Raw genomic sequence first — 22,719 nt, 5'->3', positions numbered from 1 at the left:
TATTCTTTTACCTCTTACGCCAGACGCGGGTTAACTTTATCTGCATCGATGTTGAATTTGGTGATTGCTTCCGCAACCACTTTCTTATCGATTTCGCCACGTTTAGCCAGTTCGCCCAGCGCTGCAACGACCACGTAAGAAGAGTCAACTTCGAAGTGGTGACGCAGGTTTTCGCGGCTGTCAGAGCGACCGAAGCCGTCGGTACCCAGTACGCGGTAATCATCAGCCGGTACATAAGTACGAACCTGCTCGGCGAACAGTTTCATATAGTCAGTAGATGCGACTGCCGGAGCGTCGTTCATCACCTGAGCGATGTACGGTACGCGTGGCGTTTCCATTGGGTGCAGCATGTTCCAGCGCTCACAATCCTGGCCATCACGTGCCAGTTCAGTGAAGGATGTTACGCTGTACACGTCAGAGCCAACGCCGTAGTCGTTCGCCAGGATCTGCGCTGCTTCACGTACGTGACGCAGGATAGAACCGGAGCCCAGCAGCTGAACTTTACCTTTGCTACCCGCGATGGTTTCGAGTTTGTAGATACCTTTACGGATACCTTCCTCGGCACCTGCTGGCATAGCCGGCATGTGGTAGTTTTCGTTCAGAGTGGTGATGTAGTAGTAAATGTTCTCTTGCGCTTCACCGTACATACGAACCAGACCGTCATGCATGATGACTGCCACTTCGTACGCGTAAGACGGGTCATAAGAGATACAGTTCGGGATAGTCAGAGACTGAATGTGGCTGTGACCATCTTCGTGCTGCAGACCTTCACCGTTCAGAGTCGTACGACCGGAAGTACCACCGACCAGGAAGCCGCGAGCCTGTTGGTCGCCAGCCTGCCAGCACAGGTCACCGATACGCTGGAAACCGAACATGGAGTAGTAGATGTAGAACGGAATCATCGGCAGGTTGTTGGTGCTGTAAGAGGTCGCAGCAGCCAGCCAGGATGCGCCTGCGCCCAGCTCGTTGATCCCTTCCTGCAGAATCTGGCCTTTCTCGTCTTCTTTGTAGTATGCAACCTGCTCACGGTCCTGCGGGGTGTACTGCTGGCCGTTCGGGCTGTAAATACCGATCTGACGGAACAGACCTTCCATACCGAAGGTACGCGCTTCATCGGCGATGATTGGAACCAGGCGATCTTTGATCGACTTGTTCTTCAGCATCACGTTCAGGGCACGAACGAAAGCGATAGTGGTAGAGATCTCTTTGTTCTGCTCTTCCAGCAGCTGGGAGAAGTCTTCCAGAACCGGCAGTTCCAGTTTCTCAGTGAAGTTCACCTGACGGGACGGCAGGTAGCCGTTCAGTTTCTGACGCTGTGCGTGCAGGTAGGTGTGTTCTTCAGAACCTTCCGGGAAGGTGATGTAAGAGAGGTTTTCAACCTGCTCGTCGGTGACAGGAACGTTGAAGCGGTCGCGGATATAACGCACGCCGTCCATGTTCATTTTCTTCACCTGGTGCGCAATGTTTTTACCTTCGGCGGTGTCACCCATGCCATAACCTTTGATGGTATGAGCCAGGATAACTGTTGCTTTGCCTTTGGTTTCTTGCGCGTTTTTCAGTGCTGCGTAGACTTTCTTCGGATCGTGGCCGCCACGGTTCAGAGCCCAGATCTGATCGTCAGACCAGTCTGCAACCAGCGCTGCGGTTTCAGGGTATTTACCGAAGAAGTGCTCACGAACGTAGGCACCGTTTTTGGATTTGAAGGTCTGATAGTCGCCGTCAACGGTTTCGTTCATCAGCTGAATCAGTTTACCGCTGGTATCTTTACGCAGCAGCTCATCCCAACGACCGCCCCACATCACTTTAACGACGTTCCAGCCAGCACCGCTGAAGATGCCTTCCAGTTCGTTGATGATCTTGCCGTTGCCGGTTACCGGACCATCCAGACGCTGCAGGTTACAGTTGATGATGAAGCACAGGTTGTCCAGTTTCTCACGGGTAGCGATGGTAATCGCACCTTTAGATTCTGGCTCATCCATCTCGCCGTCGCCCAGGAAGGCGTAAACGGTCTGCTGAGAGGTATCTTTCAGGCCACGGTGTTCCAGATATTTCAGGAATTTAGCCTGGTAAATCGCACCGATTGGACCCAGACCCATAGAAACGGTCGGGAACTGCCAGAACTCAGGCATCAGTTTAGGGTGCGGGTAAGAAGACAGACCTTTACCGTGAACTTCCTGACGGAAGTTGTTCATCTGCTCTTCAGTCAGACGACCTTCCAGGAACGCACGTGCGTAAACGCCCGGAGAGATATGGCCCTGGAAGTAAACCAGGTCGCCGCCGTCTTTCTCGGTGCGTGCGCGGAAGAAGTGGTTAAAGCACACTTCATAAACGGTCGCAGAAGACTGGAAGGAAGCCATGTGGCCGCCCAGTTCCAGGTCTTTCTTGGATGCGCGCAGAACGGTCATGATCGCGTTCCAGCGAATTGCAGAACGGATACGACGTTCCAGATCCAGATTGCCCGGGTATTCCGGTTCGTCTTCGACGGCAATCGTGTTTACGTAGTTGCTAGCCCCTGCACCTGAAGCTACTTTCACGCCACCTTTACGGGCTTCTGAAAGCAGCTGATCAATCAGATACTGAGCGCGCTCAACACCTTCTTCACGGATGACCGATTCGATCGCCTGTAGCCAGTCGCGAGTTTCGATCGGATCCACGTCATTTTGGAGACGTTCTGACATGGGGGTATTCCTTATCTATCTAATACGTTGATTTGTCTGGAACCTGTCCCATTGTGCTCTCAGCAAAGAACACAATAAGACAGGTTCTGCGTTTAGTTGCCGCGCTCTAAAAAAACTCTGGCGCTTAATCCTTTCGTTGCTGTATGCGGCGGAGTGAACGTTCTCTACGACTCTGTTCACGGCTGCGGTCCAGCAAGATTTCCTCAATGAAAGCCAGGTGACGGTGCGACGCTTCACGCGCCTGCTCCGGTTCCCCGGCCATTATCGCCTCGAATACACGGGTGCGATGATTGCTGACCAGCGGGAGCATCTCCCGGCGGGCGTACAACAATTCAAAATTTTGTCGAACATTCTGGGCCAGCATCGGCTCCATACAGCGAAGCAGGTGGAGAAGCACGACATTGTGCGCTGCTTCGGTGACGGCAATTTGATACTGGACGACGGCATTGGACTCGGCGTCGAGATCGCCTGACTGCTGTGCCCGTTCAATGGCCTGATGCAGTTCGCGAATACGCACGCGATCTTCATCATTGCTGCGCAGGGCCGCGTAATAAGCAGCGATACCTTCAAGCGCGTGACGGGTTTCAAGCAGGTCAAACTGGGATTCTGGGTGGTCAGACAAAAGCTCGACCAGCGGATCGCTGAAGCTCTGCCACAGGCTATTTTGCACAAACGTTCCACCGCCCTGACGACGAAGCAGCAAGCCCTTCGCTTCGAGACGTTGAATCGCCTCACGCAGAGAGGGACGGGAAACGTCGAACTGTTTTGCCAGCTCGCGTTCAGGCGGGAGTTTTTCACCGGGGCGCAGAGTCCCTTCGAGGATTAAAAACTCCAGCTGCTGCTCTATCACATCCGATAGTTTTGGTTGGCGAATTTTGCTGTAGGCCATATTCCCTGTCTTACGCCTTTTTGCCCGGAGTAAATTGGTCTTACCAATTTCATGTTCGTATCGCTAAAGTAACAAAGTATTCACCTTCTGTCCATATTGGTTTTGATTGAAATCAGTAAACCCTGCACATTTTAACAACCTTACAGAAATAACGTTTCAGAAATGTAACTTTGCACAAATGAACTGGTTACCACTAAAAAGGTAGTTTTAACCTTATTGAAACGAGGGAATTTGCAATCTGAAGCGATTCAACAAGGTAAATAATGAAAATTCGCCCACTTATGGAGCATTTTTATTCTATAGATGGGGTGAGGGAGCGACGCGCAGGCATTTACAAATGCTTTCTTTTTATTCAAGCGATCGACATCCCTTCATAAAGCAGGTGCATTCGCTGGCGCTTACCACTATTCTTGCGTCAACGGAAGCCATATCCGCTTTTTTCGGTCAACTTCACCGTAAAGAAATAAATACAGAAAATGGACTTTCATAATTACACACGCCCGAGCGTGAACATAACAACCACACACGAGGTTTCAAATGGAAGCTCAACAGCATGGCGATCAGCTAAAGCGCGGCCTTAAAAACCGCCATATACAGCTCATCGCGTTGGGTGGCGCTATCGGTACCGGCCTGTTTCTGGGCAGCGCATCCGTCATTCAGTCGGCAGGTCCGGGGATTATTCTGGGCTATGCCATCGCGGGCTTTATCGCCTTCCTTATTATGCGCCAGCTCGGTGAAATGGTGGTTGAAGAGCCGGTAGCCGGCTCCTTCAGCCACTTTGCCTATAAGTACTGGGGCGGCTTTGCCGGTTTCGCGTCGGGCTGGAACTACTGGGTCCTGTACGTTCTGGTTGCCATGGCTGAGCTGACTGCCGTCGGGAAATACATCCAGTTCTGGTATCCGGAGATCCCAACCTGGGCATCAGCAGCGGCTTTCTTTGTGATCATCAACGCCATCAATCTGACTAACGTCAAAGTGTTCGGTGAGATGGAGTTCTGGTTCGCGATCATCAAAGTGATCGCGGTTGTGGCGATGATCATCTTCGGCGGCTGGCTGCTGTTCAGCGGCAACGGTGGCCCGCAGGCGACCGTGCGCAACCTGTGGGAGCAAGGCGGGTTCTTGCCTCACGGCATGACCGGGCTGGTAATGATGATGGCAATCATTATGTTCTCGTTTGGTGGGCTGGAGCTGGTGGGGATTACCGCCGCAGAAGCCGATAATCCTGAGCAAAGCATCCCGAAAGCCACCAACCAGGTTATCTACCGTATTCTGATCTTCTATGTGGGTTCACTGGCGGTTCTGCTCTCCCTGCTGCCGTGGACGCGCGTCACCGCTGACACCAGCCCGTTTGTCCTGATCTTCCATGAACTGGGCGATACCCTCGTGGCAAACGCGCTGAACATCGTGGTGCTGACCGCGGCGCTGTCCGTGTATAACAGCTGCGTCTACTGCAACAGCCGTATGCTGTTCGGCCTGGCACAGCAGGGTAACGCTCCGAAAGCCCTGCTGAACGTTGATAAACGCGGCGTGCCGGTGAACTCCATTATGGTGTCCGCAGTGGTGACCGCCCTGTGCGTGCTGATTAACTATCTGGCACCGGAATCTGCATTCGGTCTGCTGATGGCGCTGGTCGTGTCCGCACTGGTGATCAACTGGGCGATGATTAGCCTGGCGCACATCAAGTTCCGCCGCGCGAAACAGCAGCAAGGCGTGAAAACGCGCTTCCCAGCCCTGTTCTATCCGCTGGGCAACTGGGTATGCCTGATCTTTATGGCGGCGGTGCTGGTGATTATGCTGATGACCCCAGGCATGGCGATCTCCGTGTATCTCATTCCTGTGTGGATTGTGATCCTCGGCGTGGGCTATCTGTTTAAACAGAAAAATGCCAAAACCGTAAAAGCGCATTAATCACTTCTCGCTCTGTGCCGGCTGCGGCACAGAGCGTGTTACCTGCCTCACAAATTCTCACCAACAGCCAAATCATCCATATCACCGCCCTGATACTGCAACGCAAATATTCATTTGCCAGCGAATAATTCTCTCCATACCGAAACCCGGAGAGCTGTCGATGGATAACAATAAACTGTCTGTAAAAGAAAAGATCGGCTATGGCATGGGCGACGCGGGATGTAACATCATCTTCGGCGCCATTATGTTGTTTGTTAACTACTTTTATACGGATATCTTTGGGCTCGCCCCCGCTCTGGTAGGGGTGCTATTGCTGTCAGTGAGGGTGATTGACGCCATCACCGACCCCATAATGGGAGCCATTGCTGACCGTACCCGCAGTAAATATGGGCGATTTCGTCCATGGCTGCTGTGGATTGCCTTCCCGTATGCCCTGTTCAGTATTCTGATGTTCACCACCCCAGAGTGGACGTACAACAGCAAAGTTATCTATGCGTTCGTCACCTATTTCCTGCTGTCACTCACTTACACCGCGATCAATATCCCTTACTGCTCGCTGGGCGGGGTAATCACTAACGACCCGAAAGAGCGCGTGGCCTGCCAGTCGTATCGCTTTGTCATGGTAGGGATTGCGACGCTGCTGCTCTCCTTAACCCTGCTGCCGATGGTGGAGTATTTTGGCGGTGACAACAAAGCCAAAGGCTATCAAATGGCGATGACCGTGCTGGCGCTGATTGGCACCTGCATGTTCCTGTTTAGTTTCTCAACCGTACGGGAACGTATTCGCCCGGCGGTCCAGACCAATGACGAACTGAAAAACGATCTCAAGGATGTGTGGAAGAACGATCAGTGGGTGCGCATTCTGCTGCTGACAATCTGTAACGTCTGCCCTGGCTTTATTCGCATGGCAGCGACCATGTACTACGTCACCTGGGTAATGGGGCAAAGCACCCATTTCGCCACGCTGTTTATCAGTCTCGGCGTGGTGGGCATGATGCTCGGTAGCATCCTCGCCAAACCCCTGACCGACCGCTGGTGTAAGCTGAAAGTCTTCTTCTGGACCAACATCGCCCTGGCCATTTTCTCCAGCGCGTTCTACTTCTTCGATCCAAAAGCCACCACCACCATTGTGGTGCTCTACTTCCTGCTCAACGTGTTGCATCAGATCCCTTCCCCGCTGCACTGGTCGCTGATGGCCGACGTGGACGACTACGGCGAGTGGAAAACCGGTAAACGCATCACCGGGATCAGCTTCTCCGGCAATATTTTCTTCCTCAAGCTGGGTCTGGCGATTGCTGGTGCGATGGTCGGATTCCTGCTCTCCTGGTACGGTTACGATGCGGGAGCCAAAGCGCAAAGCGCCGATGCCATCAACGGGATCGTCCTGCTGTTCACCCTGATTCCGGGCGTCGGTTATCTGATCACTGCGGGTGTGGTTCGTCTGCTGAAAGTCGATCGTGAACTGATGAAGCAGATTCAGGAAGATCTGGAGAAACGCCGCATAAACTATCGCGAGCTGAATGATTACCAGGAACTCAAAGCCGCTGAAACCAAATAAGGAAAGCCCAATGCGTCACTGGCCCAATCCCTTTATCGAACAACGTGCCGACCCGTTTATTCTGCATCACGAGGGGCAATACTACTTTATCGCTTCCGTGCCAGAGTACGACAGGCTGGCGATTCGCCGCGCCGACTCGCTGGAAGCGTTACGCCACGCACCCGAAGTGGTGGTCTGGCGTAAGCCGGAGAGCGGCCCGATGAGCGAGCTTATCTGGGCACCGGAGCTGCATCACATTGACGGCAAGTGGTACATCTACTTTGCCGCCGCGCACACGAAAGCGCTCGATCAGCTCAATATGTTCCAGCACCGGATGTACGCGCTGGAATGTGCCGATAGCGATCCCCTGACCGGGAAATGGGTTGAAAAAGGGCAGATAACGACGCCGTTTGATACCTTTGCCCTCGATGCCACGACCTTTGTTCATCAGGGCAAACGCTGGTATCTGTGGGCGCAAAAAGCGCCGGATATCTCAGGGAACTCTAATCTCTATCTCTGCGAGATGGAAAACCCATGGACGCTGACGGGTGAGCCTGTCCTGCTCAGTAAACCCGAGTATGACTGGGAGTGCCGCGGATTCTGGGTCAACGAAGGCCCGGCGGTGCTGGAGCACGGAGACAGGCTGTTTATCAGCTACTCTGCCAGCGCGACGGATGAGAATTACTGCATGGGGCTGCTGTGGATTGATAAAAGCGCTGACCTGCGTAACCCCGCCAACTGGCACAAAGCGCCGCGCCCGGTGTTTACCACAAGCTATGAAAATCGTCAGTACGGACCTGGGCATAACAGCTTTACGCAAACGCCGGACGGTGAGGATGTGCTGGTGTATCACGCGCGTAACTACACCGAAATCGAGGGCGATCCGCTGTACGATCCGAACCGTCACACCCGTCTGAAGCTTGTCCACTGGAACGAAAACGGGATGCCAGAGTTTGGCATCCCGCCTGCGGATACTGAGTGAGACGTGCGGTGCGCTGGCTTACACCAGCGTACCGTAAATCGTAAGAAGCGCGACCAGCACCACAATCACAAATGAGGTTTTCTTCGCCATCGACACCGCCGCTTTCGGGGTTTCGACTTTGTCCGTGTGCGGCTCACGCGCCAGGGAGAACTGCGCCAGACGCGTCAGCACCTGATACTGAGAAGTGTGTCGTTCGGCCAGTGACGCAAACCAGGCCGGAAGCGCCTTCTCACCGTGACCAATAAGCGCATATACCACGCCGACCAGGCGAACCGGCAGCCAGTCCAGCACATGTAAAATCGCATCGATTCCTGACAGCAGACGCTCATGCGGCGTCAAATAGCGGGCAAGCCAGGTTTGCCAGGCGCGCAGGAACGCATATCCCATCAGGAACACAGGTCCCCACGGGCCGCCGACCACAAACCAGAACAGCGGCGCGAGATAATAGCGGAAGTTAATCCACAGCAGTGCATTTTGCAGTTCGCGCAGGTAATCGCGCTCGTTGCAGTCCGGCGGCACACCGTGGATGAGCGTCAATTCGCTTGCCATCGCGCCGCGCGCGTGGCTGTCGTCTCGCGATGCGGCTTTCAGATAGGCGTGATAGTGCAACCGCACCTTTCCGGCACCGATGCACAGCACGCCGAGCAGGATCCACACCACCAGCAGCGGCACGTTGAAAAAGAGGCCGTGCAGCGCACGCAGCAGCAGATACACCACGCACATTACCACTGCGGTCATCAGCAGGGTGCGCAGCATCGAGAAATGTTTAATCCGGCGGAACAGCACTTCCATCCGGTGATCCAAATGCCAGTGTTCGCCCAGTTTGAACAACCGTTCAGCGATCATCACCAGCAGCATGGTAAACAACGTCATGTCATCTCCTTATCTGACGAAGCGGTAAGCATGGCGCGAAACCGGGACCAGTCAAACGCCGGGCCAGGATCGGTTTTTCTCACTGGCGCAATATCGCTATGCCCGGTGATGTTATCAGCAATTTTAGGGTACAACGCGGTGAGTTCACGCGTCACCGCCACCAGCGCCTGATACTGCGCATCCGTGTAAGGCGTTGTGTCCGTCCCTTCCAGCTCAATACCAATCGAAAAATCGTTGCAGCGTTCACGCCCTTGGTACACCGACACACCTGCATGCCATGCGCGTTTATCGAAAGGAACATACTGGACGATTTCACCGTCGCGGCGAATCAGACAATGAGCAGAAACGCGCAGGTGCGCAATCTCAGCAAAAAAAGGATGGGCATCGGGATCGATTGTTCCGGTGAATAATGCATCGATCCACGGACCACCAAATTCACCCGGCGGCAGGCTAATATTGTGGACTACCAGCAGTGAGGGCGTTTCGTCCTCCGGGCGGCAATCATGGTGCGGCGACGGTACGTGCCGCGCATCAACCAGCCATCCATCTTGTAACTGCATGCTGGCTCTCCTTATATATGGTGCAGATTCTCGGTTCAGAGTAGCATGTTTCAATCTTATGATTCGTTACCAATTTGGAGTTTTATCATGCCGCCTCGCCGTTATAACCCCGACCACCGACGTGACGCGCTTCTGGAACGTATTAACCTCGATATCCCGGCAAGCGTCGCCCATGCGCTGCGCGAAGATCTGGGCGGCGAGGTCAATGCGGACAACGATATTACCGCACAATTATTGCCAAAAGAGACGCGCTCCCACGCGGTAATTATCACCCGCGAAGACGGCGTGTTCTGTGGCAAACGCTGGGTTGAGGAGGTTTTTACCCAGCTCGCCGGCGATGACGTTCAGATAACCTGGCATGTTCAGGATGGCGACAGCATTAGCGCCAATCAGCCCCTTTTTGAACTCGACGGCCCTGCCCGCGTGCTGTTAACGGGTGAGCGTACCGCGCTGAACTTCGTCCAGACATTATCCGGCGTCGCGAGCGCCGTTCGTCGCTACGTCGATCTGCTGGAAGGCACCAAAACCCAACTGCTGGATACCCGTAAAACGCTGCCCGGCCTGCGTACTGCACTGAAATACGCGGTGCTGTGCGGTGGTGGAGCGAACCATCGTTTGGGGTTATCCGATGCCTTCCTGATTAAAGAGAACCACATTATTGCGTCTGGCTCTGTGCGCCAGGCGGTCGAAAAAGCCTTCTGGCTGCATCCGGACGTCCCTGTCGAGGTTGAAGTCGAAAACCTCGAAGAGCTTGATGCCGCGCTGAAAGCCGGAGCCGATATCATCATGCTCGATAACTTCGAGACGGAACTGATGCGTGAAGCGGTCAAACGCACCAACGGCCAGGCGCAGCTTGAAGTGTCGGGCAACGTGACGCATGAAACCCTGCGTGAGTTCGCTGAAACCGGCGTGGATTTCATCTCCGTTGGGGCGCTTACCAAGCATGTGCAGGCCCTTGACCTCTCGATGCGTTTCAAATAATACGCGACTCTTCCCCCTCTCATGACAGTGAGGGGGAAGAAAATTCCGTGATTACGACCCTTCTCGCAAAATTCTGATGCTCTCCTGCAACCACATTAAAATTCTCTGAATCCCCTTTCACAATTCTCTTTTTGCTCCTCGTGTTTGCTTTTTGCCGCTGCCACAGTTGCGCCACGAAACTCAAGGAGCAGATATGAACAGACAACATGGATTTACCCTCATTGAACTGATGGTGGTGATTGGCATCATCGCCATTCTGAGCGCCATCGGCGTTCCGGCTTACCAAAACTATCTGCGCAAAGCCGCACTGACCGACATGCTGCAAACTTTTGTCCCCTACCGCACGGCGATTGAGCTTTGCGCGCTCGATCATGGCGGTGTCGGGACTTGCGATGGCGGAACCAACGGCATTCCCTCGCCCACGACTACGCGTTATGTCTCTGCCATGAGCATTGCCAAAGGCGCAGTGGCACTCACCGGCCAGGAGAGTCTGAACGGACTTGAAGTGGTTTTAGCCCCGCTATGGAGCGATGGCGACGGCATTACCGGCTGGACGCGTGATTGCAACATTGCAAACGACAGCACCCTTCAACAAGCGTGTGAAGACGTTTTCCGCTTCGACAGCAAATAACAGGGGGCGGAACATGAATTCAGAACAACTGAGACTGCTTTGTCAGCGACATCATGCGCTACTACTAACCAGCAACGACGAGATGGTCAGCATTGCCGTGGTGGACACGCCGGCATCCCAAATGATGGAAGCCCTGCGGTTCGCGACGCAAAAGCGAATCGACATTGAATGCTGGACCAAAGAGCGGATGGAGAAGTACCAGCAGTCGTCATCGCCGTCAAACTTGCCGGTTGTGACTCCTATTGCCAGTTCTGCTGTCGATATTCTTAACCGCACGCTGCTGCAGGCGCTCAGTCAGCGCGCCTCGGATATTCACATTGAGCCTGCCGAAGAGGCCTGGCAAATCCGCTTACGTATTGATGGCGTGCTTTATCCACAGCCTCCGCTGGCGGCTGCGCTGGCAACCACCCTGATTGCCCGTTTAAAGGTGCTGGGCGATCTGGATATCGCCGAGCGCCGCCTGCCGCAGGATGGACAGTTTACCGTTGAACTGGCGGGCGCTTCGGTCTCTTTTCGCATTGCGACCCTCCCCTGCCGGGGTGGTGAAAAAATCGTGCTGCGTTTGCTGCATCAGGTGCAGCAGGCTCTGGAGCTTGACGCATTAGGTATGACAGACGCCCAGCACAGGCTTTTTGCCGAGGTGCTCAACCAGCCGCAGGGGCTGTTGTTGGTCACCGGTCCGACCGGCAGCGGGAAAACTGTCACGCTTTATAGCGCACTTCAGGCCCGTAACGCGGAGGATGTGAATATTTGCAGCGTTGAAGATCCGATTGAGATCCCCCTGGCCGGGCTGAACCAGACGCAAATCAACCCGCGTGCGGGCCTGACGTTTCAAACTGTGCTGCGGGCACTATTGCGCCAGGATCCGGACATCATCATGGTGGGTGAGATCCGCGACGGTGAAACGGCAGAAATCGCCATCAAAGCCGCGCAGACGGGCCATTTAGTGCTCTCCACGCTGCATACAAATTCCACGACAGAGACCCTGATCCGTCTTCAGCAGATGGGGGTTGCCCGCTGGATGGTCTCTTCTGCTCTGACGCTGGTCATTGCACAGAGGCTGGTACGCCGCCTCTGCCCCCATTGTCGAAAAGAGAGCTACCAGGAGGCGAGAATCCCTAAAACAGTCTGGCCACGCAAGCTACCGCACTGGCAGCCGGTGGGCTGTGACCGTTGCTATCACGGATTTTATGGCCGCGTTGCTCTGTTTGAAGTGCTGCCAGTGAACAATGATATTCGCCAGGCTATCGCCAGTGGTGCATCAATTGAAGAGATCGAAAAAACAGCCCGACGAACGGGTATGACCACGCTATTTGAACACGGGTGCCTGGCCGTAGAGCGTGGGCACACCACGCTCGAAGAGCTACTTCGCGTACTGGGGATGCCTGATGGCTGCTAAATATCTCTGGCGCTGGCGCGCGCTCACGGTTGAGGGGGAACTGCAGCAGGGCACACTTTGGGCTGCCGATCGCGAGGCCGCCTGGGGTCAGCTGTCGCAAAAGGCGCTCTGTCCGCTGGCCTTGAAACGCAATCTTATGCAGCAAAAATGGCAGGCACAGCACTGTTATGAAATATTCCGACAACTTGCTGCCCTGCTTCAGGCTGGACTGACGCTCGCCTGGAGCCTGCAAATGTTGGCCGAGCAGCATCCCGTTAAGCAGTGGCAGGCGCTACTGGCCAGTCTGGCAGATGATCTCAGCGCGGGTTGTGCATTCTCCGACGCATTAAAGAAATGGCCGGAGGTGTTTTCTCCGCTCTATGTTTCGATGATGAAAACCGGTGAACTCACCGGAAAACTGGAAGAGTGCTGTCGCGAGTTAGCACAGCAGCAGCATTCACAGCAGCAACTTAGTGCGAAAGTAAAAAAGGCCCTGCGATACCCCACGATCATTTTGGCCCTCGCCGTTGTCGTGGTGATGGCAATGGTCACGCTGGTATTGCCCGAGTTTGCTGCTATCTATAAGACGTTTAATACGCCCTTACCGCTGCTAACAAAGCTGGTTATCGGGTTTGCTGACTTTGTTGGTCAGCATCTCACCGCGCTGATATGCATCGGACTGTCCCCGGTGCTCGTCATGCGTTTCCTAAGGCGGCATGAAGGCTGGCAGCGTTTTCATCAAAGATTTGGGTTGCGTGTGCCCATTATGGGCTCGCTGATTCGTGGGCAAAAGCTGAGCCAAATATTTACCGTGTTATCGCTAACACAGCAGGCAGGCATCGCTTTTTTACAAGGGCTGGAAAGCGCCCAAGAGTCGGTCGAGGGGGTGTTCTGGCAAGAGGTGCTGCGGGATGTCAGGCAGCGTGTGGTGCAGGGAGCATCTATCTGGTCGTCGCTGAGTGGCGCAGGAATTTTCACCCCATTATGCATCCAGCTGGTGCGAACGGGTGAGGTCTCTGGAGCCCTGGATATGATGCTGACCAATCTGGCGCGTCATCATAACGAGCAGACGTTTCAGCATGCGGATAATCTGGCGTCGCTGTTAGAACCGCTGCTATTGATTGTGACGGGAGTGATAATCGGAACGTTGGTGGTGGCGATGTATCTGCCCATTTTCCATCTGGGGGACGCCATGAGTGCGGGATAGCGCTGGCACGCAGGTGCGCACCAGCGACAAAGCGATTACAGGCTATTGAAAACGCGGTTTTCTTGTTCCTGAACGCGGATAAAGGTAGTGCGTTTGGTCAGCTCTTTCAGGCGTGATGCGCCGACATACGTGCATGCAGAACGCAGCCCACCCAGAACGTCGCGAGCGGTATTTTCGACCGGGCCGCGCAGAGCCAGTTTCACGGTTTTGCCTTCTGCTGCACGATACTGTGCAACGCCGCCAACGTGGCGGTTCATGGCAGATTCAGAGCTCATGCCGTAGAACAGCATAAATTTCTCGCCGTTTTCTTCAACCACAGCACCACCGCTCTCTTCGTGCCCTGCCAGCATACCGCCCAGCATCACGAAATCAGCGCCGCCACCAAAGGCTTTCGCCACATCGCCAGGGGTGGTGCAGCCACCGTCACTGATGATCTGACCGCCCAGACCGTGGGCCGCATCGGCACACTCAATCACGGCGGACAGCTGTGGATAGCCAACACCTGTTTTAACACGCGTGGTGCAAACAGAGCCTGGACCGATACCGACTTTCACGATATCTGCACCAGACAGAATCAGCTCTTCGCACATCTCGCCAGTCACGACGTTACCCGCAATGATGGTCTTGGTCGGCCAGGCTGCACGCGCTTTGCTGACGAACTGAACAAAATGCTCGGAATAGCCATTCGCAACGTCGATGCAGACAAAATTAAACTCGGGATTTGCGACCAGGATTTGTTTGGTTTTTTCGAAATCCGCATCGGAGGTACCGGTAGATACCATGATGTGTTTCTTCACATCATCAGACGCTGAAGCGGCAAAAGCGCTCCACTCTTCAATGCTGTAATGCTTATGCACCGCAGTCAGAATATCGAAAGTCGCCAGCGCGGTAGCCATAGCAAAGGTACCGACGGTATCCATGTTAGCGGCAATAACAGGCACGCCAGACCATGTCTGACCGGAATGCTTAAAGGTGAATTGACGTTCGAGTTCAACGTCTGAGCGGCTTTTCAGCGTAGAGCGTTTAGGGCGGATGAGAACGTCTTTGAAACCTAACTTCAGATCTTCTTCGATACGCATGTGCGGATTCCTGGGGTTAGAGGCAAATATGTTAAAAGCACAACTCCAGTGACGTTATCATACGCACTAATACGTGCTCCGCAAGACTGCGAATTTCTCTTTTTTTACGCTACAATCCTATAAATTTACCTGGTCAAAATCAGGTAAACAGAATTAACCATTCGCTACTGTAAGTTCAATTTCTAAGCAGCTGATTTTAAAAATGAATAATTCCCAGGATCTGATTTAATGGGGTACGTCGTAGCGTTAACGGGCGGTATTGGCAGTGGCAAAAGCACCGTGGCCGATGCTTTTTCACGTCGGGGTATCGCGATTATTGATGCGGATATTATTGCCCGTCAGGTGGTAGAGCCTCATACACCCGGCCTCAATGCGATTGCCGGGCATTTCGGACATCACATCATCAATGCCGATGGCACCTTGAACAGACGTCTGCTGCGGGAACGTATCTTTGCGCAGCCCGCTGAGAAAACCTGGCTCAATGCCCTCCTGCACCCCATGATTCACCAGGAAACTCAGCGCCAGATCGCTGCGTCCACATCACCTTATGTGCTATGGGTTGTTCCTTTGCTTGTTGAAAATCAGCTGCAGCACAAAGCCGATCGTGTTCTGGTCGTCGATGTATCGCCTGAGACACAACTTCAGCGAACGATGCTGCGCGATAATGTCACTCGCCAGCACGCTGAACAAATTCTTGCTGCGCAGGCAACGCGTGAAGCGCGCCTTGCCGTCGCAGATGATGTTATTGATAATGATGGCGCACCCGACACAATTGAATCGGATGTTGCCCGCCTGCACGCCCAGTATCTGATCTACGCGGCGCAGGCCGTAGCACAGGAAAAACCATAATGAATACGCACATCCTTTTTGAGCACCCACTCAATGAAAAAATGCGCACCTGGTTGCGCATAGAATTTCTCATTCAGCAGATGTCGCACCATCGTCCTATCGCCGATCACGCTACGGCGCTGCATTTTTTTCGCAATGTCGGCGATCTGCTGGATGTCATTGAGCGCGGTGACGTTCGTACCGAATTACTGAAAGAACTTGAGCGCCAGCAGCGTAAACTGCAGGCCTGGACTGAAGTCCCCGGTGTCGATCAGAGCCGCATTGACTCCCTGCGTCTTCAGCTGAAACAAAGCAGTAGCATTCTGATGGCTGCGCCTCGCGTGGGGCAGTTTCTGCGCGAAGACCGACTGATTGCCCTGGTGCGCCAGCGTCTGAGTATTCCGGGTGGCTGTTGCAGTTTCGACCTGCCAACGTTGCACATGTGGCTGCATATGCAGCAACAACAACGCGATGCGCAGGTGACGAGCTGGATGGAAAGTCTGGAGCCGATGAATCAGGCGTTGACGCTGATCCTCGATCTCGTGCGCCACTCATCGCCGTTTCGCAAACAGACCAGCCTTAACGGTTTTTACCAGGACAACGGCGACGATGCCGATCTGCTGCGTCTGAATATTGCGCTCGGCGAGCAGCTTTATCCGCAGATTTCCGGGCATAAAAGCCGCTTTGCGATTCGCTTTATGCCGCTGGACAGTGAAAATGGCACCGTGCCAGAACGTCTCGATTTCGAACTGGCTTGTTGCTAAGGAGTATTGATGTCTGAAATTATTACCGTCAGTTGCCCGACCTGTGGGAAAGCCGTGATCTGGGGCGAAATCAGCCCGTTTCGCCCGTTCTGCTGCAAACGCTGCCAGTTAATCGATCTGGGTGAATGGGCTGTGGAAGAGAAACGCATCCCGAGCGCGGGCGATCTGTCCGACAGCGACGACTGGAGCGAAGAACAGCAATAACCCGTTCTCCGCAGCGCCTGCTGACAATCGGCTTAGCAGGCCTTCCATTCCTCAATCAGTTTTGCAATGACAGGCGCATTGGCTGGCGGGAATTTATCGGCGTCCAGCGCTTCTAATTCAACCCAGTTGCCAGGCTGTCCCTCTTTGCCCCAGGGTTCCCCCTCCCAGCTTTCCACCACCCAGAACCACAGCGTAATGTGGCGATCCGGGAACTGGTATTCGAGCTTATCGAACAACGTCGGGCCACTCGGGGTGATCCCCACCTCTTCCTGAAGTTCCCGAATCAGCGCCTGTTCCGGCGTTTCACCTGATTCGATTTTACCGCCAGGAAACTCCCATTTATTCGCCATATGGGCATCAGCGGCGCGTTGAGTAATGAAGATCTGGTTTTGCGGGTTGCGAATAATCCCGACAGCGATTTGCAGTACTTTCATATTGTGACTTCCATAAAAAAGGCGCAGATGTCTGCGCCTTTTCAACTGGTGATACGTGTTTAGCTCAGACGGCCATGACACGCTTTGTATTTTTTACCGGAACCACATGGGCACGGATCGTTACGGCCCACTTTGCGATCGCCCGTCTGGGCTGCAATCGCCGCTGCCGCTTCGTCTTCGTCAGTCTGGTGGCTCAGCTGCTGCATCTGTGCCAGACGCTCAGCCTCTTCACGACGCTGTTGTTCCATCGCTTCCACTTCTTCTGGCATACGTACCTGAACTTTGCTCAGGGTACTGATCACTTCGTATTTCAGTGACTCCAGCATAGAGGCGAACATGGCGAAGGATTCACGTTTGTACTCCTGCTTAGGATCTTTCTGCGCATAGCCGCGCAGGTGAATACCCTGACGCAGGTAATCCATCGCTGCCAGATGCTCTTTCCACAGAGAGTCCAGGGTCTGCAACATGACGCCTTTCTCGAAGTGACGCATCATCTCGGTGCCAACCACTTCTTCCTTCTGCTTGTAAACGGCAACCGCAGTTTCCAGAATACGTTCGCGCAGCGTCTCTTCGTGCAGCTCTGGCTCTTTGTCCAGCCACTCTTTAACCGGCAGTTCGAGATCGAAGTCGTTTTTCAGACGTTCCTGCAGGCCTTCAACATCCCACATCTCTTCCAGAGACTGCGGTGGAATGTGCGCATCGATAGTCACTTTAAAGACATCTTCGCGAATGCTGTTGATGGTTTCGCTCACATCGGACACATCCAGCAGTTCGTTACGCTGGGTGTAGATAGCACGACGCTGATCGTTGGCAACATCATCATACTCAAGCAGCTGCTTACGAATATCGAAGTTGCGGCTCTCCACTTTACGCTGTGCGTTGGCAATCGCTTTGGTCACCCAAGGGTGCTCAATCGCTTCGCCCGGTTTCATCCCCAGTTTACGCATCATGCCAGACACACGGTCAGAGGCGAAAATACGCATCAGGGCATCTTCCATTGACAGGTAGAAGCGGGAAGAACCGGCATCACCCTGACGACCCGCACGGCCACGCAGCTGGTTATCTATACGACGAGATTCGTGACGCTCGGTACCAATGATGTGCAGACCACCGGAGGCCAGCACCGCATCGTGACGCACCTGCCAGTCAGCTTTGATCTGCGCAATTTGTTCTGGCGTTGGGTTTTCCAGCTCGGCCACTTCGGCCTGCCAGCTACCGCCCAGCATAATATCGGTACCACGCCCCGCCATGTTTGTAGCGATGGTAACCGCAGCCGGATAACCCGCCTGCGCAACGATATCGGCCTCTTTGGCGTGGAATTTAGCGTTCAGCACGTTGTGCTTAATGCCCGCTTTATCCAGCTCGTGAGAGACCACTTCGGATTTTTCGATAGAGATAGTACCCACCAGCACCGGCTGGCCTGCAGCGGTACGCTCGCGGATATCTTCGATGATCGCCTGAATTTTTTCCGCTTCGGTCATGTAGACCAGATCCGGCATATCTTTACGGATCATTGGGCGGTTCGTTGGAACGACAACGGTATCCAGTTTGTAGATAGAGCTAAATTCGAACGCTTCGGTATCCGCTGTACCGGTCATGCCCGCCAGTTTTTCATACAAACGGAAGTAGTTCTGGAAGGTGATAGAAGCCAGCGTCTGGTTTTCGTTCTGAATATCGACGCCTTCTTTCGCTTCCACAGCCTGGTGCAGACCATCAGACCAGCGACGGCCCTGCATGGTACGGCCAGTGTGTTCATCAACGATGATCACTTCGCCGTCTTTCACGATGTAATCCACATCGCGGGTGAACAGGACGTGAGCGCGCAATGCCGCAGTAACGTGGTGCATCAGCATAATGTTGGTCGGGGAGTAAAGTGACTCGCCCTCTTCCATAATGCCCTGCTCAACCAGCAGCTCTTCAATCTGGACCAGACCGCGCTCGGTCAGGTTCACCTGACGCGCTTTTTCATCCACGGAGAAGTGGCCTTCGCCCTGGAAAGTATCGGAATCTTCTTTCTCCTGACGAATCAGGTGCGGGATGATTTTGTCGACTTTACGGTACATCTCGGAGCTGTCTTCAGCCGGGCCAGAGATGATCAGCGGAGTACGGGCTTCATCGATGAGGATTGAGTCGACCTCATCCACCAGCGCGTAGTGCAGTTTACGCTGTACGCGCTCATCCGGGCTAAACGCCATGTTGTCGCGCAGGTAGTCAAAACCGTATTCGTTGTTGGTACCGTAGGTGATGTCTGCGCCATACGCTTCACGCTTCGCCGGAGCGGGCAGGCCGGACATGTTGATGCCGACGGACATACCGAGGAATTCGAACAGGGGACGGTTATTTTCGGCGTCACGCTGTGCCAGGTAATCGTTGACGGTCACGACGTGAACGCCTTTACCGGTCAACGCGTTCAGATACGCAGGCAGCGTTGCAGTCAGGGTTTTACCTTCACCGGTACGCATTTCTGCGATGCAACGTTCGTTCAGAACCATACCGCCGAGCAGCTGAACGTCGAAGTGACGCATGCCAAACACGCGTTTACTCGCTTCGCGAACCACGGCGAAAGCTTCTGGAATCAGGCTTTCCAGGGTTGCGCCTTTTTCCAGACGCTCACGGAACTCGCCCGTTTTCGCTTTCAGTTCGTCATCGGAGAGTTTTTCCATCTCCGGTTCCATACCATTAATGACGGTGACCGCTTTGCGCATACGGCGCAGGGTACGATCGTTACGGCTACCGAAAACTTTGGTTAATAATTTGATTAGCATAATAAATTCTCACACGCCCCATCATGGGCAGATAAATTAAGGTATTGAAAAAAGTTAATTTAGCTGAGGCGTTGTGGCCCGGCGCGGATGCCCTGCACCTGACTAATCCAGGCGGACACCGAAAAGGCGGCGTGTGGGATCAAGGCGGTCTGAGCCATCTGACGAACGATGACCGGCGGTTTGCTCTCCTGCGTCAGCAGCGCATTGAGCGTATCCAGCAGCGCAAGATGTTGCGCCTGAACCGGCAGCGACTCTTCCGCAGCAGGCACAGCTTGTGGCGCCATGGCAAACGAAAGATGACGGATGACGGTGCGAATAGCATGTTGATGCCAGTAATCGACCGTAAAGTTCGGACGGCGACTGGCTTCCAGCAGCGCGAGATGAGTGAAATTAACCCGCGTGGAGAGATCGTGTTTGGCGGTGGTGGTGTTCGCAGGCGTTGCCGCTTCTGAGGTGTGGCTGAGTACAGGCAAGCCGAGGCTCGCCGCAACCATCCCTAATAAGAGATGCGGCCAGAAGTAACGTCTGCCAAATTGTCGCCAGCGCGTTAGTATTCCGCTCACCTAATCCACCATCGTATGCAGGCCCGTTCAGGCATGCGTTCAGATATTATTTAGCGCACAGATATTATCACTAAAGCGATAATACATCAGCAGGAATGACAGATTGCCACGGGTAAAAACGGTCAAGAATGCAGCGAACGCGCGCACATTCTGTGCTTAGCGGGCAATAATCATGCGGGGAAGAAAATCAGACGTGCAAAAACAAAAACGACTGGTCTTCCTGGCCGGAGAGAGTACCAGGTCAACCAGTCGATTTTACGATACGGAATTAACCGTTACGCCAGAACCGTGCTCGGCGCTTTGAATGCCAGTGGCAATTCAGCTTCATCTTCGAAGGTCACAAATTCCCAAGCTTCCTGTTTTGCGAGGACTGCCTGCAACAATTTGTTGTTCAGTGCATGACCGGATTTAAACGCGGTAAATGCACCAATGATGTTGTGACCACACATGAAGAGGTCGCCGATCGCGTCCAGCATTTTGTGACGAACGAATTCATCTTCAAAACGCAGGCCGTCTTCGTTCAGTACGCGATAATCGTCAACAACGATGGCACAATCGAAGCTGCCGCCCAGGCACAGGCCACGGGACTGCAGATATTCGATATCACGCATGAAACCGAAAGTACGTGCACGGCTAATCTGACGCATAAACGCATCAGCAGAGAAGTTCATCGCATAGCGCTGGTTGCTGCCGTCAATCGCCGGATGGTTAAAGTCGATGGTAAAGTCCAACGAGAAACCATTAAACGGTTTGAATTCAGCCCACTTGTCGCCATCTTGCACGCGAACAGTCTCTTTAATGCGTACAAATTTCTTCGCGCAGTTCAGTTCATCAATGCCCGCATCAAGCAGCAGATAAACGAACGGAGCAGCACTGCCATCCATGATTGGGATTTCTGGCGCATCGACTTCAATAACGATGTTGTCGATACCCAGACCCGCCAGGGCGGCGTTCAGGTGCTCTACGGTAGAAATCCGCACGTCATGCTCGTTCACCAGGCAAGTACAGAGCATAGTATCACGCACAGATTTGGCATCGGCCGGAAAATCTACCGGTGGATTCAAGTCGGTGCGACGATAGATGACCCCGGTATTGGCCGGCGCAGGGCGCAGCGTCAGTGTGACTTTTTTGCCGGTATGTAAACCGACGCCAGTCGCCTGAACGATACGTTTAAGTGTCCTTTGTTTGATCATCGTATAATCTCGCCAAATTACTTATCCAACCGAGAGTGTATATCACTAACGGGTGGCCAGTTTAGCACAAAGAGCGAAAATCCCCAAATTCCAGCCAATTCTTAGTCAGCTTGCTTACGCAGGAACGCTGGGATATCCAGATAATCCGGTTCTTTCGCGGTTTGTGGCGTATTGTCGTTCACCACTTTCGCAGCTGGTTTTTGCTCCTGCGTCAGCGGCGCCATGCCGTGCTGCTGGTAGCGATCCATTACCGGTTGCTGGGTCTGTTTGTTGGTGACCAGGGTGATCTCTGGACGTTTGTCCATGCCGATACCGGTGGCAACAACGGTCACACGCAGCTCATCGTTCATTTCCGGATCAAGGGAAGTACCGATAACCACGGTGGCGTTATCAGACGCGAACGCACGAATGGTGTTACCCACGGTTTCGAACTCATCCAGACGCAGATCGAAGCCAGCGGTAATGTTGACCAGTACGCCGCGCGCGCCGGACAGATCGATGTCTTCCAACAATGGAGAAGAGATCGCCATTTCAGCCGCTTCTTCCGCACGGTCTTCACCGCTTGCCACGCCAGAGCCCATCATCGCATAGCCCATTTCGGACATTACGGTGCGGACGTCGGCGAAGTCGACGTTCATCAGACCCGGACGAGTAATCAGCTCAGCGATACCCTGAACCGCGCCTTTCAGCACGTCGTTTGCTGCGCCAAAAGCGTCCAGCAGGGAGATACCGCGACCCAGCACTTTCAGCAGTTTGTCGTTCGGGATGGTAATCAGAGAGTCCACGTGTTTGGACAGCTCAGTGATACCCTGCTCCGCGAAAGCCATACGCTTCTTGCCTTCAAAGTTGAAAGGCTTCGTCACGACAGCAACGGTCAGGATACCCAAATCTTTTGCCACTTCAGCAACGACCGGAGCAGCACCCGTACCGGTACCACCGCCCATGCCCGCTGCGATAAACACCATATCGGCGCCATCAAGTGCAGCACGCAGTGCTTCACGGTCTTCTTCAGCCGCGTTACGACCGACTTCTGGGTTAGCCCCAGCGCCCAGACCTTTAGTGATACCACCACCGATCTGGATAGTCTGGCCTACAGCTGTCTTTCGCAGTGCCTGAGCATCGGTGTTAACTGCAAAGAATTCAACACCTTCGATGCGTTCGCGCACCATATGCTCGACAGCGTTACCGCCGCCGCCACCGACGCCGATGACTTTAATCACCGCGTCGTTGGTTAATTCCATTGGTTCAAACATGGTTTCTCTCCG

At 53.9% G+C, this 22,719-nt stretch carries 20 protein-coding genes; 10 read left to right on the top strand and 10 right to left on the bottom strand.

Features of this window, described 5'->3' with window-relative positions:
• Positions 1-14: 14 nt before the first annotated feature.
• Complete coding sequence (gene aceE / locus ACB496_RS03715; RefSeq protein WP_100777601.1) at positions 15-2,678, bottom strand: pyruvate dehydrogenase (acetyl-transferring), homodimeric type; 2,664 nt, start codon at positions 2,676-2,678, stop codon at positions 15-17.
• 124 nt (positions 2,679-2,802) lie between these two features.
• Positions 2,803-3,567, bottom strand: a complete 765-nt coding sequence (gene pdhR / locus ACB496_RS03710) for a pyruvate dehydrogenase complex transcriptional repressor PdhR (protein ID WP_100777602.1) — start codon at positions 3,565-3,567, stop codon at positions 2,803-2,805.
• Between the two features lie 537 nt (positions 3,568-4,104).
• Between pdhR and aroP the strand changes: the two genes are divergently transcribed.
• The 3 genes from aroP to ACB496_RS03695 all read left to right on the top strand — a co-directional run bounded on the left by aroP (position 4,105) and on the right by ACB496_RS03695 (position 7,994).
• A complete protein-coding gene (aroP, locus tag ACB496_RS03705; protein WP_371974485.1) occupies positions 4,105-5,475 on the top strand; it encodes an aromatic amino acid transporter AroP in 1,371 nt (456 codons plus the stop codon).
• 160 nt (positions 5,476-5,635) lie between these two features.
• A complete protein-coding gene (locus ACB496_RS03700; protein WP_100777604.1) occupies positions 5,636-7,033 on the top strand; it encodes a glycoside-pentoside-hexuronide (GPH):cation symporter in 1,398 nt (465 codons plus the stop codon).
• Positions 7,034-7,043: 10 nt separating this feature from the next.
• A complete protein-coding gene (locus tag ACB496_RS03695) occupies positions 7,044-7,994 on the top strand; it encodes a family 43 glycosylhydrolase (RefSeq protein ID WP_371974482.1) in 951 nt (316 codons plus the stop codon).
• A gap of 18 nt (positions 7,995-8,012) precedes the next feature.
• Here ACB496_RS03695 and ampE read toward each other — a convergent pair whose 3' ends face one another.
• Together ampE and ampD are read right to left on the bottom strand one after the other, a co-directional pair.
• Positions 8,013-8,867 carry a beta-lactamase regulator AmpE gene (ampE, locus tag ACB496_RS03690; RefSeq protein ID WP_371974480.1) on the bottom strand — a complete coding sequence of 285 codons (855 nt, stop codon included), beginning with the start codon at positions 8,865-8,867 and terminating at the stop codon, positions 8,013-8,015.
• Entirely contained in the window at positions 8,864-9,427 is a 564-nt protein-coding gene (gene ampD, locus ACB496_RS03685) for a 1,6-anhydro-N-acetylmuramyl-L-alanine amidase AmpD (RefSeq protein ID WP_107702247.1), read from the bottom strand. Before ampD ends, ampE begins: the two co-directional genes overlap by 4 nt.
• A gap of 87 nt (positions 9,428-9,514) precedes the next feature.
• On the opposite strand from ampD, the gene nadC reads away from it, so the two are divergent.
• The 4 genes from nadC (at position 9,515) to hofC (ending at position 13,624) form a co-directional block, all read left to right on the top strand.
• Positions 9,515-10,408: a carboxylating nicotinate-nucleotide diphosphorylase gene (gene nadC, locus ACB496_RS03680; protein WP_371974477.1), complete on the top strand. Its 894-nt coding sequence runs from the start codon at positions 9,515-9,517 to the stop codon at positions 10,406-10,408.
• 193 nt (positions 10,409-10,601) lie between these two features.
• Positions 10,602-11,039 carry a prepilin peptidase-dependent pilin gene (gene ppdD, locus ACB496_RS03675; RefSeq protein WP_107702249.1) on the top strand — a complete coding sequence of 146 codons (438 nt, stop codon included), beginning with the start codon at positions 10,602-10,604 and terminating at the stop codon, positions 11,037-11,039.
• Positions 11,040-11,052: 13 nt separating this feature from the next.
• A complete protein-coding gene (gene gspE / locus ACB496_RS03670) occupies positions 11,053-12,438 on the top strand; it encodes a type II secretion system protein GspE (RefSeq protein ID WP_371974475.1) in 1,386 nt (461 codons plus the stop codon).
• The gene (gene hofC, locus ACB496_RS03665) at positions 12,428-13,624 is read left to right on the top strand and encodes a protein transport protein HofC (protein WP_371974473.1); all 1,197 of its coding nucleotides are present in this window, start codon (positions 12,428-12,430) and stop codon (positions 13,622-13,624) included. The genes gspE and hofC overlap by 11 nt, the downstream gene beginning before the upstream one ends.
• 35 nt (positions 13,625-13,659) lie before the next feature.
• Here the strand turns inward: hofC and ACB496_RS03660 are convergent, their stop codons facing one another.
• Positions 13,660-14,703 carry a GMP reductase gene (locus ACB496_RS03660; protein ID WP_100777612.1) on the bottom strand — a complete coding sequence of 348 codons (1,044 nt, stop codon included), beginning with the start codon at positions 14,701-14,703 and terminating at the stop codon, positions 13,660-13,662.
• Between the two features lie 228 nt (positions 14,704-14,931).
• Between ACB496_RS03660 and coaE the strand changes: the two genes are divergently transcribed.
• Genes coaE through yacG form a run of 3 tightly spaced genes read left to right on the top strand, consistent with a single transcriptional unit; the run spans position 14,932 to position 16,499 of the window.
• Positions 14,932-15,552, top strand: a complete 621-nt coding sequence (gene coaE, locus ACB496_RS03655; protein WP_371974471.1) for a dephospho-CoA kinase — start codon at positions 14,932-14,934, stop codon at positions 15,550-15,552.
• Positions 15,552-16,295: a cell division protein ZapD gene (gene zapD / locus ACB496_RS03650; RefSeq protein ID WP_107702253.1), complete on the top strand. Its 744-nt coding sequence runs from the start codon at positions 15,552-15,554 to the stop codon at positions 16,293-16,295. The genes coaE and zapD overlap by 1 nt, the downstream gene beginning before the upstream one ends.
• Before the next feature lie 9 nt (positions 16,296-16,304).
• Positions 16,305-16,499 (top strand): DNA gyrase inhibitor YacG, encoded by a 195-nt coding sequence (yacG, locus tag ACB496_RS03645; protein ID WP_371974469.1) that lies wholly within the window; start codon positions 16,305-16,307, stop codon positions 16,497-16,499.
• Between the two features lie 32 nt (positions 16,500-16,531).
• On the opposite strand, the gene mutT is transcribed toward yacG, so the two are convergent.
• The 5 genes from mutT to ftsZ form a co-directional block, all read right to left on the bottom strand.
• Complete coding sequence (gene mutT / locus ACB496_RS03640) at positions 16,532-16,933, bottom strand: 8-oxo-dGTP diphosphatase MutT (RefSeq protein WP_102104600.1); 402 nt, start codon at positions 16,931-16,933, stop codon at positions 16,532-16,534.
• A 59-nt stretch (positions 16,934-16,992) separates the two neighbouring features.
• Complete coding sequence (gene secA / locus ACB496_RS03635; RefSeq protein WP_371974468.1) at positions 16,993-19,698, bottom strand: preprotein translocase subunit SecA; 2,706 nt, start codon at positions 19,696-19,698, stop codon at positions 16,993-16,995.
• A 59-nt stretch (positions 19,699-19,757) separates the two neighbouring features.
• Positions 19,758-20,261 (bottom strand): secA translation cis-regulator SecM, encoded by a 504-nt coding sequence (secM, locus tag ACB496_RS03630; RefSeq protein ID WP_371974466.1) that lies wholly within the window; start codon positions 20,259-20,261, stop codon positions 19,758-19,760.
• Between the two features lie 275 nt (positions 20,262-20,536).
• A complete protein-coding gene (gene lpxC, locus ACB496_RS03625; protein WP_100777619.1) occupies positions 20,537-21,454 on the bottom strand; it encodes a UDP-3-O-acyl-N-acetylglucosamine deacetylase in 918 nt (305 codons plus the stop codon).
• 101 nt (positions 21,455-21,555) lie between these two features.
• Positions 21,556-22,707, bottom strand: a complete 1,152-nt coding sequence (gene ftsZ / locus ACB496_RS03620) for a cell division protein FtsZ (RefSeq protein WP_006173842.1) — start codon at positions 22,705-22,707, stop codon at positions 21,556-21,558.
• Positions 22,708-22,719 lie beyond the last annotated feature (12 nt).

This window comes from Lelliottia nimipressuralis, from assembly GCF_041464075.1.
Classification (GTDB): domain Bacteria; phylum Pseudomonadota; class Gammaproteobacteria; order Enterobacterales; family Enterobacteriaceae; genus Enterobacter; species Enterobacter nimipressuralis.
This window is presented reverse-complemented; position numbering and strand designations above follow the sequence as displayed.